The organism is Massilia phyllostachyos (assembly GCF_021044825.1).
Lineage (GTDB): Bacteria > Pseudomonadota > Gammaproteobacteria > Burkholderiales > Burkholderiaceae_D > Telluria > Telluria phyllostachyos.
In genome coordinates, this window is sequence record NZ_JAJNOC010000002.1 from 881,038 (window position 1) to 893,901 (window position 12,864).

The 12,864-nt window shown below is 67.4% G+C and carries 10 protein-coding genes; 4 read left to right on the plus strand and 6 right to left on the minus strand.

Features of this window, described 5'->3' with window-relative positions; translation table 11 throughout:
* Positions 1 to 102 precede the first annotated feature (102 nt).
* Complete coding sequence (locus LQ564_RS10925) at positions 103 to 1,236, minus strand: glycosyltransferase (protein WP_231058109.1); 1,134 nt, start codon at positions 1,234 to 1,236, stop codon at positions 103 to 105.
* A gap of 392 nt (positions 1,237 to 1,628) precedes the next feature.
* Positions 1,629 to 2,834, minus strand: coding sequence for a hypothetical protein (locus LQ564_RS10930; RefSeq protein WP_231058110.1), 1,206 nt, complete (start codon positions 2,832 to 2,834; stop codon positions 1,629 to 1,631).
* Positions 2,835 to 2,946: 112 nt separating this feature from the next.
* Here LQ564_RS10930 and LQ564_RS10935 point away from each other — a divergent pair, with 112 nt between their 5' ends.
* Together LQ564_RS10935 and LQ564_RS10940 are read left to right on the plus strand one after the other, a co-directional pair.
* Complete coding sequence (locus LQ564_RS10935) at positions 2,947 to 4,239, plus strand: NCS2 family permease (protein WP_231058111.1); 1,293 nt, start codon at positions 2,947 to 2,949, stop codon at positions 4,237 to 4,239.
* Between the two features lie 136 nt (positions 4,240 to 4,375).
* Positions 4,376 to 5,179: a DUF481 domain-containing protein gene (locus LQ564_RS10940; RefSeq protein WP_231058112.1), complete on the plus strand. Its 804-nt coding sequence runs from the start codon at positions 4,376 to 4,378 to the stop codon at positions 5,177 to 5,179.
* A gap of 37 nt (positions 5,180 to 5,216) precedes the next feature.
* Here the strand turns inward: LQ564_RS10940 and LQ564_RS10945 are convergent, their stop codons facing one another.
* The 3 genes from LQ564_RS10945 to LQ564_RS26015 all read right to left on the minus strand — a co-directional run bounded on the left by LQ564_RS10945 (position 5,217) and on the right by LQ564_RS26015 (position 7,738).
* Entirely contained in the window at positions 5,217 to 6,515 is a 1,299-nt protein-coding gene (locus tag LQ564_RS10945; protein WP_231058113.1) for an MFS transporter, read from the minus strand.
* Complete coding sequence (locus tag LQ564_RS10950) at positions 6,512 to 6,826, minus strand: thioredoxin family protein (protein WP_231058114.1); 315 nt, start codon at positions 6,824 to 6,826, stop codon at positions 6,512 to 6,514. Before LQ564_RS10950 ends, LQ564_RS10945 begins: the two co-directional genes overlap by 4 nt.
* Before the next feature lie 75 nt (positions 6,827 to 6,901).
* Positions 6,902 to 7,738, minus strand: a complete 837-nt coding sequence (locus tag LQ564_RS26015; RefSeq protein ID WP_371873469.1) for an amidohydrolase family protein — start codon at positions 7,736 to 7,738, stop codon at positions 6,902 to 6,904.
* A gap of 2,537 nt (positions 7,739 to 10,275) precedes the next feature.
* On the opposite strand from LQ564_RS26015, the gene LQ564_RS10960 reads away from it, so the two are divergent.
* A complete protein-coding gene (locus LQ564_RS10960) occupies positions 10,276 to 10,455 on the plus strand; it encodes a DUF3606 domain-containing protein (RefSeq protein ID WP_231058116.1) in 180 nt (59 codons plus the stop codon).
* Positions 10,456 to 10,657: 202 nt separating this feature from the next.
* Entirely contained in the window at positions 10,658 to 11,848 is a 1,191-nt protein-coding gene (locus tag LQ564_RS10965) for a mechanosensitive ion channel family protein (protein WP_231058117.1), read from the plus strand.
* 39 nt (positions 11,849 to 11,887) lie between these two features.
* Here the strand turns inward: LQ564_RS10965 and LQ564_RS10970 are convergent.
* Positions 11,888 to 12,864, minus strand: a 977-nt coding sequence (locus tag LQ564_RS10970; RefSeq protein ID WP_231058118.1) for an RNA-guided endonuclease InsQ/TnpB family protein, incomplete at its 5' end; no start/stop codon positions are given.

Below are 12,864 nucleotides of genomic sequence, written 5' to 3' on the forward strand. Positions count from 1 at the left end.
CACCGTGTAGTTGCACGCGTGGGCGCGGGAGCGCCCACCCTACGAAAAAGGGCCGGCGCGCTTCCGCGGCCGGCCCTTCGAACTATTGACTACTCAGGTCGTTCAGGCGACGCGCACCTGGCCGCCCTTGACGGCGCCGACGTCCGAATTCACCACGCCCGCTTCCACGGTTTCCGAAGCCACCGGGGTCAGGAGACGCGACTTGTTGCCGGCGACGGCGCCTTCGATCAGTTCGTGCATGCGGTTCGCGGTGCGGTCCCACGAGGTGCCGGCGACGACTTCGCGCATGCGCTTGGCCAGCGACGCCTTGTCGTCTTCGCTCAGGCCCAGCATGCGCTCGCAGGCGGCGATGTAGGTTTCCGGGGTGTCGGCGATCGCCACCACGTCGCCGTAGGGCACGACCACGTCGGTGATCGGGGTCGAGACCGACGGCAGTTCGGCCGCCATGTATTCGAGCACCTTGGTCGGCGAGATGAACTTGGTCGAGTCGTTCATCGCGAACGGCAGCAGGCAGACGTCCCAGCCGGCCAGGAATTGCGGCAGCTGGTCGTAGGTGCGCTGGCCCATGTAGTGCACGTTCGGCTGCTTCGGCAGGGTGGCCGGGTCGATCTTCACGACCGGGCCGACCAGCACGATGTTCCATTCCGGGTGCGCGTCCGCCATGCTCGATACCAGGTCGACGTCGAAGCGTTCGTCGATCACGCCGTAGAAGCCCAGGCGCGGATGCGGGATGTGGGCTTGCTCCGGGTGCGAGATGGAACGGTCCTGGGCCTGGCGGAAGTGCTTGGCGTCGACGCTGCTCGAGAAGCAGTGGGCGTTGGCGTGGCGGTCGCGCTTGGACTGGTACAGGCTCGGGCCGCCGGTGAAGACCACGTCGGCCATGTTCAGCAGCGCGCTTTCGCGCTGCAGCAGCTGTTTCGGGGCGTTCTTGAACATCGCCAGTTCGTCCATGCAGTCGTAGACGATCTTCGATGGGTTCAGGCCTTGCAGCAGCGGCAGGGCCATCGGGGTGTAGAACCAGACCACCGGCTGCTCGTCTTCCGGCACGAGGTCGGCCAGCAGGGTTTGCAGGGTCGGGATCTGGTCGTCATGGAAACCGTGCGCGTGGATCGCGGTGTGCGGCTGGCAGACCGTGATGTTCGGCGCGACCGCCGTCTTTTTCAGGTATGCCTGCCCTTCGCTGTACACCGGTTCCTCGACAAACAGGATTTGGTAGTGTTCCGCCAAACGCGTCATCAGGTGTTGGGGACGCTGGAAGACAAAATCCCAACGGAGGTGGCAAAACACGATCAAGGTCGGCATATTCAGTTCCTTTCGCCTTCGTGGCGCTATTTTGTTGGCAAAGCCTGGCCGTTTTTCTCTCGAAAGCCAGTTCCCGGCGACACGTGGCGCGCACCGGATTCTGGAATCGTAACATGCAAATTTTCCAATATTTTTAGTTGTGCATTGCAATATTAAAATCGAGAAACATCGGTCCCGGCTTTGTACCGGCCTTGCCATAGGGGAGACCGTATGGATGAGCAGGCTCCTGTAAGCCGCGTCCTACACTGACACGAGAGATTCCACTACGAGATTTCAGCGTAGTTTTTACCCTGTGCAACAGGAATATCCCGCAAATACCAAGCCCGTCAGCGTGGCTGGAAGGGCTCCGCCCCTTCGGCATGGCCGTCCTCGCTGAAGCCATCGGCCACCGACACGCCCTCCAGTCCGAGCGCCAGCAGGGCGTCGCACAGGTTGTCCACCTCGACCGTCAGGTCGGCCGCCAGGTCGACCGCCGTCTCGACAGTGCCCCAGGGGCGGCCGCCGTCGAGCGCGTACAGGTTGATGCGCAGCACAATATGTTCGCCCGCGTCGACCGGGGCCACGGCGGCGTGCACCTGGTCGGCGTCGAGCTCCTTGGCCGCCAGGGTGCGCGCGACCTCGGACAGGGTCGACAGGGTCGACAGTTCCGCCACGCCCTGCTCCTTGGCGCCGTAGAACAGGTCCTGGTAGAGGAAGTCGACGTGCACGCGCTCGGGGTCGGCGGCCAGGCAGCGGCGCACCAGCGGCGCGGCCTTGAAGGTCCAGGCGCGGTAGCGCTCCTCGCGCGCGCCGTACCAGGCGTCGGCCTCGGCTTCGTCCGCCGGAATCGCATAGAAGGGGTCGTCCAGGCGCTTGAGCGAGAAGCCCAGCAGGAAGCGCAGCTCGACCGCCGAGTCGTCCGGGGCGAAGCGTTCGCCGGTCCAGCCGCGGATGCTGGCCTCGATGGTGGGCGCCGGCTGCAGCTTCTTTTCCAGCAGCGAAGCGGCCGCCTCGCGCAGCATCTCCTGCAGGGTCGAGAAGGACACGTGGTCGATCTCGGCCAGGTCGTAGGCGTGCTGGATCAGCACCAGCCTGCCCTTGCCGCCTTCCAGGCCGCCCGCCAGGAAGCTGTTCGACAATTCCTCGAAAGCGGCTTCGTCCTGGAAGGTCTCCTGGGCCACCAGCCCGCCCGGGCTGCGCACGAACAGCGGGATCAAAAAGGCGTCGATCTCGACTTCGCCATCGTCGCGGCGGATGCGCAGGGTGGCCGCTTCTTCCTCGATGCGCCCGCGCAGCAGGCGGCAGGCCAGCGGATCGGTGAAGCGCGCGGTCTCGATCGCCTCGTACAGCGCTTCGTCGCGCTTCTTGCGCAGCAGTTTTCTCACCGCGCTCGTGAGTTCTTCCTCGCGCTCGGCGTCCGCGCCGAAGCCCGGCTCCTCCTCGCGCTCGGCGATGGCGAGGGCCAGGTCGGCCAGTTCCTGGGCCTGGCTGGCGGTGTCCGGCTCGCGCGGATTGTTGGAGGTGCGGGGCAGCGGACGTTTGTTTTTCGGCATGGCGTCAATTCTTCATGGTTGGAAGCCACATGTTAGCGCATCGACAGCATGGCGCGCTGCCGCAAGGGGCGGGATGTTATGCTTCCGGCAAAATAACCGGGAGCGCAGCGCAATGCTCGACAAGATCTTCAAACTCAGCCAGCACGGCACCGACGTCCGCACCGAACTGCTGGCGGGCCTGACCACCTTCCTGACGATGGTCTACATCATCTTCGTCAACCCTTCCATCCTCGGCGACGCCGGCATGCCCAGGGAATCGGTGTTCGTCGCCACCTGCCTGGTGGCGGCGCTCGGCACCGCGGTCATGGGCCTGTACGCCAACTATCCGATCGCGATGGCGCCCGGCATGGGCCTGAACGCCTACTTCGCCTACGCCGTGGTGCTGGGCATGGGCATCACCTGGCAGGCGGCGCTGGGCGCGGTGTTCATCTCGGGCTGCCTGTTCATCGTGGTCACCCTGCTCGGCCTGCGCGGCATGATCGTGAACGGCATCCCGAAGTCGATGCGGGTCGCGATCACGGTCGGCCTGGGTATGTTCCTGGCCCTGATCGCGCTGAAGAACGCCGGCATCGTGGTGGCCAGCGAAGCGACCCTGGTCAAGGCCGGCGACCTGCACCAGCCGGCCGCGATCATGGCGGTGGTCGGCTTCCTCGCCATCGTCGCGCTCGACCGCCTGAAGGTGAAGGGCGCGATCCTGATCGGCATCGTGCTGGTGACGGTGCTCTCCTTTTTCTTCGGCGGGAATACCTACAAGGGCGTGTTCTCGGCGCCGCCGAGCATCGACCCGACCCTGTTCCAGCTCGACATCCCGGGCGCCCTGTCCGCCGGCATCCTGAACGTGGTGCTGGTGTTCTTCCTGGTCGAACTGTTCGACGCCACCGGCACCCTGATGGGCGTGGCGCGCCGCGCCGGCCTGCTGGTCGAGGGCAAGATGGAGCGCCTGAACAAGGCGCTGCTGGCCGACAGCGGCGCCATCGTCGCCGGCAGCGTGCTGGGCACCTCGAGCACCACCGCCTATCTGGAGAGCGCCTCCGGCGTGCAGGCGGGCGGACGCACCGGCCTGACGGCCATCGCGGTCGCCGTGCTGTTCCTGGCCTGCCTGTTCATCGCGCCGCTGGCCGGCGTGGTGCCGCCCTACGCCACCGCCCCGGCCCTGCTGTTCGTGGCCTGCCTGATGCTGAGCGACCTCGGCGACGTCGAATGGGGCGACTCCACCGAAAGCATCCCGGCGGCGGTCACCGCCCTCGGCATGCCCTTCACCTTCTCGATCGCGGAAGGCATCGCCTTCGGCTTCATCACCTATGCGGCGCTCAAGCTCCTCACCGGCCGCGCGCGCGAGGTGGCGCCGGTGGTGTGGGTGATCGCGGCGCTGTTTGCTTTCAAGATTGCTTATGTTGGTACCTGAGGCAGGGACTTGAGTCTTCTATCCCGCTTGCGTAAAAAGGCGTTAAACAGCGTTTAAATGTGTCACAAAGAATCGCTTCGCGCTGCCTTTGGGATACAATGTCGCCGATCTTGCGTAATCCAAGCTAGGCAATCCGATGCAAAAGACTACTCTCTCCTCCCTGGCGCTGGCCTTCCTCGCCATGCATGGCGTGGCGCACGCCGACGACGACCTGCCCCAGGTCATCGACGTGCACGGGCCGCTCAGGGTGGCGCTGCCGAAGATTCCCGAAGGCGGCTGGTTCACCTCCGCCGAACTGGGCGCCATCGCCACCTCCGGCAACACCACCGGCACCTCGATCACCGGCAAGATCGACGCCCGGCACGAGACCTCCAAGTGGAGTCACGAGTTCGTGGTCAGCGGCTTCTTCAAGGAAGACGAATACGAGGACGAGGACGGCAACAAGGAACGCAACAAGTCGGCCGAGCGCTTCGCCGCTTCCGCCAAGGCTTCCTACAAGCTGCTCGGCGCGAACACCCGCGCCTTCATCCTGGGCTCCCACGTCAACGACCGCTTCGGCGCCTACACGCGCTACTCCTCGCTGTCGATCGGCCATGGCCGCCAGATCCTGAGCGCGCCGGACAAGACCCTCGACGTCGAGATCGGCCCGGGCTACTTCGCGGGCGAACGCGACACCGGCGAGGACGAGAATGGCCTGACCGTGCGCGGCGCGGCCCAGTTCCGCTGGCGGGTCAGCCCCTCGGCCTTCTTCGCCCAGACCATCAGCGTCGAAAAGGGCACCTCGAACACCCACTCGGTGGCCGAGACCTCGCTCAGCACCAAGATCAATTCGACCATGCAGATGAAGGCCGGCTTCTCGGCCCGCAACGACACCAGCGTCACCCCGGGCAAGAAGAACACCGATACCCAGACCTCGCTGACGATGGTGTATTCCTTCTGATGCGCGCGGCGCGGACGCCCGGTCCGCGCCTTTTCTTTCAGCGCGCCGCGGCTACTTTCGCGGCGCCGCGCCTCCCCACCAGCAGCAGGGCCGCCAGGCTCAGGAGCGCCGCTCCGCTCAGGTACCAGCCGACCGATGCCAGGCCGTAGCTGGTGGCCAGCCAGGTCGCGATGTAAGGCGCCAGCGAGGCGCCCAGGATGCCGGCGAAATTGAAGGTCAGGGAGGCGCCCGTGTAGCGCACCTCGGCCGGGAACATCTCGGCCAGCAGGGTCCCGAGCGGGCCGTAGGTGAAGCCGACCAGGCACATCCCGGCGACCATGAACACCGCGGCGCTGCTCATGGTGCCGGCGCCGAACAGGGGCCCGAACAGCAGGCCGAAGACGGCGATCGCGGCGCTCACCAGCATCATCGCGGTGCGCCGTCCGTAGCGGTCGGCCAGGATCGCGGACGGCGGGATCGTCAGGCCGAAGAACACCACCGCCACCAGCTGCAGGGCCAGGAATTCCTGGCGCGAGAAGCCGAGCTTGCTCGTGCCCCAGCTCAGCGCGAACACCGTCATCAGGTAGAACACCACGAAGGTCGCCAGCGCCACCAGGGTGCCCAGTACCAGCTCGCGCCGGTGTTCGCGCAGCACGGTCAGCGCCGGCACCTTGACCCGCTCGCCGCGCTCCAGTACCTTCTGGAAGTCGGGCGTCTCGGTAATCTTCAGGCGCACGTAGAGGCCGACGAGCACCAGCAGCGCGCTGGCCAGGAAGGGAATTCGCCAGCCCCAGCTGAAGAAGGCGGCGTCACTCATCAGGCGGTCCAGCAGCAGGAAGGTGCCGCCCGAGAGGAAGAAGCCGAGCGGCGCGCCCAGCTGCGGGAACATGCCGTACCAGGCGCGTTTTTCCGGCGGCGCGTTCTCGGTGGCGAGCAGCACCGCCCCGCCCCACTCGCCGCCCAGGCCCAGGCCCTGGCCGAAGCGGCACAGCGCCAGCAGCAGGGGCGCCGCGGCGCCGATCGACGCGTAGGTCGGCAGCAGGCCGATCAGGATGGTCGAGACGCCCATGGTGAGCAGGGCCGCGACCAGGGTCGCCTTGCGGCCGATGCGGTCGCCGAAGTGGCCGAACACGGCCGAACCGACGGGGCGCGCGAAAAAGGCGATGGCGAAGGTCGCCAGCGACTGCAGGGTGGCGGCCGCCGGGTCGGCGGCCGGGAAGAACAGCTGCGGGAACACCAGCACCGCGGCGGTGGCGTAGATATAGAAGTCGTAGAACTCGATGGTGGTGCCGATCAGGCTCGCGAACAGGACGGTGCGCGGCTTGTTCGCCGGCTGTACGGGTACCGCTCCGCTCATGCGCCGCCCGCCCGGGCCAGCGCCACCCGCACCTCGTCGCTCGAGACCGGCCGCACCACGCGCGCCACTTCCTGGCCATCCTTCATGACCACCACGGTCGGCCACAACTTGATGCGGAAGGAGCGGCCCAGCGCGCGGCCGGGACCGTCCTCGACCTTGACGTGGCGGACCTGGACGCCGGCCAGGCCCTCCTTGATGAGCGGCTCCGCGGCAAGGCAGTAGCCGCACCAGTTGGCGCCGAAATCGAGAACGACGGTGCCCGGCAGCGCGTCGATCGCGCTGCGTTCGGGCTGGGCGGTTTCGTAGGTCATGCGGGTACTCCTCCAGTTTGCCGATGTGGCAAGGTTACCTCAAAACGCGATGGAGGAGCCAGCAGCGATGCATTGTCAATGCGCGTGGCCGCCACCTTCCGCGCCATGCCCGGGATCGTCGCGGCACAGGGGCTCCTGCGCCGCCAGCGCCTGGCGCCGCGCCTCCAGTTGCTGCGGCGTGCGCGCCGGCGCCAGGATCTCGTCCTGGGTGATCACCCGCCCGTTCCTGACCACGAACTGCACCGCCTCCGCCGCGTTGACGTCCGCCAGCGGGTCGCCGCGCACCGCGATCAGGTCGGCCAGCTTGCCCTTCTCGACCGTGCCGAGATCCTCGCCGACCAGGGCGATGCGCGCCGCGTCGCGCGTCACCGACTGCAGCGCCGCCAGGTTGCCGCGCACCATGGCCGCGCCGCGCAGGTTCAGGTGCAGCGAGATGCCGGGCACCACCAGCGGCGAATCGGTGCCGTTGGCGACCAGGGCGCCGGCGGCGGCCACCCGCGCCTGCTGGGTGGCGTCGTTGACCAGCGTCGCGATCTGGGCCGGCGTGGGCGGCTGGGCATTCTGCAGGTTGGTCACGAAGTTGGGCGGCACCAGGATGAAGCGCGGGTCGCTGACGATGTCGGGGTCGAGCCCCGCCAGCACCCCGGCCGAGAACAGGGTGTCGATCAGGTGGAAGCTGCCCTTGCCGTAGACGTCGGCCGCGTCCTGGGGTGATCGCGCGCGCCAGCGACTTCGACCAGCCGTAGCCCATGCGCTGGGTGGCCGACAGGTGGGTGGTCCCGCCCAGGCCCGTGGCGGCGCCCGGCTGCACCATGTGGGTCCCGCTCGGCACGCGCAGGTCGAGCGCCCCTTGCGCGATGCGCTCCATGACCGGGATCGGGGCGCGCACGTAACTCTTGAGGAAGTCGGCATCCATCCGCTTGGCCTTGGCGATCTCGATGTCCGCTACGTCTACCGTGCGCAGGGTGCGCGCGAAGTTGTAGAACAGGCGGTTGCCCTCCCACAGCGGCGGCGACACGAACAGCCGTGGCCCGAGCAGGTTCCCCGCTTCCAGCGCCTCGCGCAGCTCGACGCTCTGGTGCAGCGGCCCGGCCACCGACTGGGCGCTGGTGACGCCGTAGGACAGCATCAGCTGGGCGATCTGGCCGAACTGGCCGCCCTGGTACAGGGTCAGCGGATGCAGGTGGGTCTCGATCAGGCCCGGCATCACGGTGAGTTCGCTCGCATCGACCACCTTCACCCCGGGCGCGTGCTCGCGGTGCGGGCGGACCGAGGCGATGCGGTTGCCCTCGACCACGATGTCGACCTCGCGGCGCAGGGTGCTTTCCTTGCCGTCCCACAGCGCGCCGGCGTGGATCACGGTGCGGCCGGCGGGGATGGCCTGGCGCCAGGTCAGCAGAACCGGCACCTCGCGCGTCGCGCTGCCGTCGAGGCGCACGCTGCGCACCCGCTCCGCCGACTTGTACAGGATGGTCTGCGAGTCGCCGCCCCAGGACGGCAGGTCGGCCACGTCCTCGCTCACCTGGCGCGCGGGGCCCGTGGGCGCGCCGTCCGCGCCGACGGGCATCACGTGCAGGCGCGAATCCATGATGAAGGCGACGTGGCGGCCGTCCGGCGCGAGCACCGCCGCGCCCTCGTCGCGCTCGGCGATCTGGCGCGGGGCCGGGGCCACTTCGTAAAAGCGCGCCTGGCGGGTGGCCAGGTCGATCACGCGCAGCTTGTTGTAGCCCTCGCGGAAGCGGTTGTTGATGCGCTCGTTGTCGACCAGCAGGATGCGCGCGCCGTCCGGCGTCCACTGCGGCGTGCTGACCTGGGTGCTCAGCGAAGGGATGATCACCTCGAAGGCGCCGGTGGCGCGGGTCCAGATCTCGAGCTGCCCGGACAAGGTGGTGTAGGCGATGCGCGCGCCGTCCGGCGACAGCCTGGGGGTGGCCATCGAGCGGCCGGGGATCGCGGCCAGGCGGGTGCGCGCGGCGCTGGCGATGTCGACCTGGTCGACCGCGAGCTGGCCCGCATTCGCGCGCTCGGACGAGAAGTAGATCGCGGCGCCGTCCGCGGTCCACTGGGGATTGAGGTCGCGGTCCGCATCGTTCGTCAGCCGGCGCGGGGCTTCGCCGATGCGCATCACCCAGATGTCGTTCAGGGCGCCGAAGGCGATGCTGCCGCCGTCGGGCGAGAGCACCGGCGCGCTGATGCCGGCCACGGTGCGCGTGTCCGGATCGTCGAAGCCGCGGTCCTTGCCCTTGCGGATCGCCGGCCGGCGCAGCAGCAAGGTGGCGCGGAAATCGATGTCGCGCGGCGCGGCGCCATCCGGCGCGCGGGTGCGGATCTTGCCGTCCGCGGTGTAGAGGAAGCGCCCGTCCGGCAGGAAGCGCACCGGGAAGGGGAAGAGGTCCTCGTTGGCGGTGACCTCGATGCCGTTCACCACCAGCTGGCGCGCGGCGTTCTGGTAGACCAGGCCGGTGCCGGCGGGGTTCCAGGCCGGCGCCGCGCCGGGCGCCACCACGGTCGGCGCGCCGCCCGCGATCGGCGCAGTGACGACGTTGGCGCCGTCGACATAGGCCAGGCGGGTGCCGTCGGGCGACACCACCGGATTGCTCTCGGCGCCCGGCCCGGTCGTCAGCTGCACCGGCGCGCCTCCGGCGAGCGGCGCGCGCCAGATCTTGTACTGGCCGTCGCCGCTGCGGTCCGACGAGAACACCAGGCCGCTGCCGTCGGGCAGCCAGGCCGGCTCGCGGTCGTCGAACGGCCCGGTTGTGATCTCGACCGGGTCGCGGCCGTCCGGCGCGATGGTCCAGATATGGAAGTTCCCCTCCGGCGCGTAGTTCTGGAAGGCGATGCGCTTGCCGTCGGGCGACCATACCGGCGCGGTCGGCTCCAGCCGGTAGTCGGTGATGCGCAGCGCGCGTCCGCCGCCGGCCGGCATCACCCACAGCGCGCCCTGCGCCGAAAAGACGATGCGGCGGCCGTCCGGCGACGGCGCGGCCGCCATATTGGTGCCTTCGCGCAGCTCCACCGCAAAGTCGCGGACCGGGCCGTGCAGGTCGTTGAGCTGGTCGACCGGGCCGCCGCGCGGCCACTGGCAGCCGGCCAGGAGGACGGCGCCGGCCGCCAGGGCCAGCAGGGTGCGCGCCGGAGCGCGCCGCTTGGAAGGAGTAGTCATGGTCTGTCTCCAGAGAAGTTTTCCGGGACGCACCGGGCTGGTGCGGTAGTGACCATGCGATGCTCGGCCAGGGGTCTGACGAATGGCTGACAGATGAGTTTGGCTGGAAAGGCATCGCAGTCTAAAGCGCCGGCGGCTGATGTCGCTCAAGCGTCAACCATCCTGACAGGGAACTTTTTGGCCTCTCCACTACCAGGCAGAAATGATGCGGCAAGGTGAAGTGCCTAACGGACTCCACCAGGTCGCAGGGGCATAGTAGGTCAAACCCGTTACAAAGGAGCCCATCATGTCCGACAATCTGCAAAACCGCGGCGCCCAGGATCGTGCCCGCATCAACATGAGCGAGGACTGGGAAGTCCGTCACTGGACCGAGTCGCTGGGCGTGAGCAAGGAAGAGCTGGAACGCGCCGTCAAGCAGGTCGGTTCCAGCGCCGACAAAGTGCGCGAGCACCTGAAACGCCATTGATCGACCCGCGGGCCGCGTGTCTGCACGGACGGCGGCACCGCTACCGTCTCCCATATCCGCCGGCAGGTCATCAGAACAGCCTGCCGGCCTGCGGGGCGATTGTGCCCCGCATCCGGCGCCGCCCGCCGCGCGCCCCCATGCATTGAGTGCATTCCATGCGGCTGGCGCGGCCGGCGCCGGCTCCATCCGAAAGGAGCCCGGCTTGGATTTCCACTTCATCGACTTTTTCCGTTCCCTCGACATCACCCTGCCCAACGCCCTGTTCGCGCTCGGCGCCGCGGTGCTGAGCTACCTCCTGATGCACGGCGCGCTGATCATGTTCAGGAAGCGCCTCGGCACCCTCAGCACCGACCGCGAACACGGCACCATCGCCCAGGTGCTCAGCAAGACCCTGGCCCATACCGGCGCCCTGGCCATCGTCGCCACCGCGATCCTGATCGGCCTGTCGGTGCTCGACCTGCCCGAGCCCTGGAACACGCGCCTCGGCCACCTCTGGTTCTTCACGCTCGGCATCCAGATCGCGATGTTCCTGCACCGCGCCGTCAAGATCGCCTCGCGCCGCTACTTCCTGGCGCACAATCCGGGCGCGGTCGACCAGCAGGTGACGGTCGCGCACACGGTGGTGATCTGGCTGCTGCAGACCACGGTCTGGGTGGTGTTCGTGCTGGCCATGCTGTCGAACCTCGGCATCAACGTCACCACCTTCGTGGCCAGCCTCGGGATCGGCGGCGTCGCCATCGCGCTGGCCGTGCAGAACATCCTGGGCGACCTGTTCGCCTCGATGTCGATCGCGGTCGACAAGCCCTTCGAGGTCGGCGACTTCATCTCGGCCAAGGACTATTCCGGGACGGTGGAGCACGTGGGCCTGAAGACCACCCGCCTGCGCGCCCTGGGCGGCGAGCAGATCGTGGTCGCCAATGCAGAGCTGCTGCGCAGCACCGTCTACAACTTCCGCCGCATGACCACGCGCCGCATCGTGTTCGCGCTGCGCGCCAGCCCGGCGACGCCGCCGCGGCTGGCGGGCAAGGTGCCGGGCATGCTGGCCGAGATCGTCAAGTGCCGCGACAAGGTGCGCTTCGACCGCGCCCACCTGAAGACCGTGGACCAGAACTGGATCGAATACGAGATTGTCTACACCATGCTGGATGCGAGCTTCGACCTCTACATGGACACCCAGCAGGCCATCAACCTGGACGCGATGCAGATGTTCGCCGACCTCGGCATCTCGATGGCGCCGCGTCCGCAGCACGTGCTGCTGCAGGAAGCGCCCGACGCCAGGGCCGACGTCCGCGGCGAAGAACAGGCGGCGGCCAACGAGCTGGTCGATGGCGCCGGCGACCCGGCGGCGGACCGCGAACGGCCGGACACCCCCTCCCTCATCCTCAAACATTGAAGGAACCGTTCTTTCAAACTTACGCAAAGCTGCCTGATACTACTTAAAGCTCGCCTTGCTGTTGAATTCCTGCTTCACAGGGGCCGGTTTCACCCTGCGCTCGCGCACAGGGCCAGCGCCTTCCCCTCCACAGGCTGACACGGTGGAACTCACCGCCATGTTTCTCAGATTGATCGCCGCATTCACGTCACGGTCATGCGCGGCCCCGCAAGCGTCGCAAGTCCAGTGCCGCTGCGCCAGGGTCAGCGTCTCGATCTTGACGCCGCAGCACGAACAGGTCTTGCTGCTCGGGTACCAGCGATCGACCACGACGACCTGCCCACCACGCCGTTCCGCCTTGTACTCCAGCTGACGGCGAAACTCGCCAAAGCCCATATCGGCAATGGCCCGCGACAGGCAATGGTTGCCCAGCATTCCCTTCACGTTCAGATCCTCGATGCCGATCGTGTGGAAGCGTCGCGTGATGCTCGTCGATGCCTGGTGTAAATCGTTCGAGCGAATATTCCTGACCCGCGCATGTTGCCGCGCCAGCTTGCGCTTGGCTTTGTGGCGGTTGTGCGATCCTTTTTCCTTGCGCGAAACAGCTTTGGCTAGTCGGCGCAGCTGTTTCTGTGCACATCGCAGCGCTTTCGATCCTGTGAACACTTCGCCAGTGGAGAGCGTCGCCAGATTGCTCACGCCGAGATCGACTCCCACCGCGCCTTGGTTTTCGGATGGCGGCAGTAATCGTTCCTCGAGCGTATCGACGGTGATGCTGGCATACCAGTGATCGGCAATGCGACAGATGCAGGCCGAGACGACGCGGCCCTGATGACGCAGACACTCACGCATGCGCACCCACCCCAGCTTCGCGATCCGGATGTGCTTGTCCTGCACCTCAATTTGATCGTTGCTTAACGTGAACCGGTCATTGACCCCCTTGCGGTGAAATGTCGGATAGCCAGTGCGCTTGGCAAAGAAATTCTTGAAAGCTGTTCCCAACTGCCGGATCGCCTCCTGAGCCGCGCACTTCGTCA

What these genes read in the sequence shown, in the direction of transcription:
- LQ564_RS10925 (WP_231058109.1), bottom strand. Translation starts at nt 1,236, where the DNA reads ATGACGCGTTTGGCGGAACACTACCAAATCCTGTTTGTCGAGGAACCG.
- LQ564_RS10930 (WP_231058110.1), bottom strand. Translation starts at nt 2,834, where the DNA reads ATGCCGAAAAACAAACGTCCGCTGCCCCGCACCTCCAACAATCCGCGC.
- LQ564_RS10935 (WP_231058111.1), top strand. Translation starts at nt 2,947, where the DNA reads ATGCTCGACAAGATCTTCAAACTCAGCCAGCACGGCACCGACGTCCGC.
- LQ564_RS10940 (WP_231058112.1), top strand. Translation starts at nt 4,376, where the DNA reads ATGCAAAAGACTACTCTCTCCTCCCTGGCGCTGGCCTTCCTCGCCATG.
- LQ564_RS10945 (WP_231058113.1), bottom strand. Translation starts at nt 6,515, where the DNA reads ATGAGCGGAGCGGTACCCGTACAGCCGGCGAACAAGCCGCGCACCGTC.
- LQ564_RS10950 (WP_231058114.1), bottom strand. Translation starts at nt 6,826, where the DNA reads ATGACCTACGAAACCGCCCAGCCCGAACGCAGCGCGATCGACGCGCTG.
- LQ564_RS26015 (WP_371873469.1), bottom strand. Translation starts at nt 7,738, where the DNA reads ATGCCGACTTCCTCAAGAGTTACGTGCGCGCCCCGATCCCGGTCATGG.
- LQ564_RS10960 (WP_231058116.1), top strand. Translation starts at nt 10,276, where the DNA reads ATGTCCGACAATCTGCAAAACCGCGGCGCCCAGGATCGTGCCCGCATC.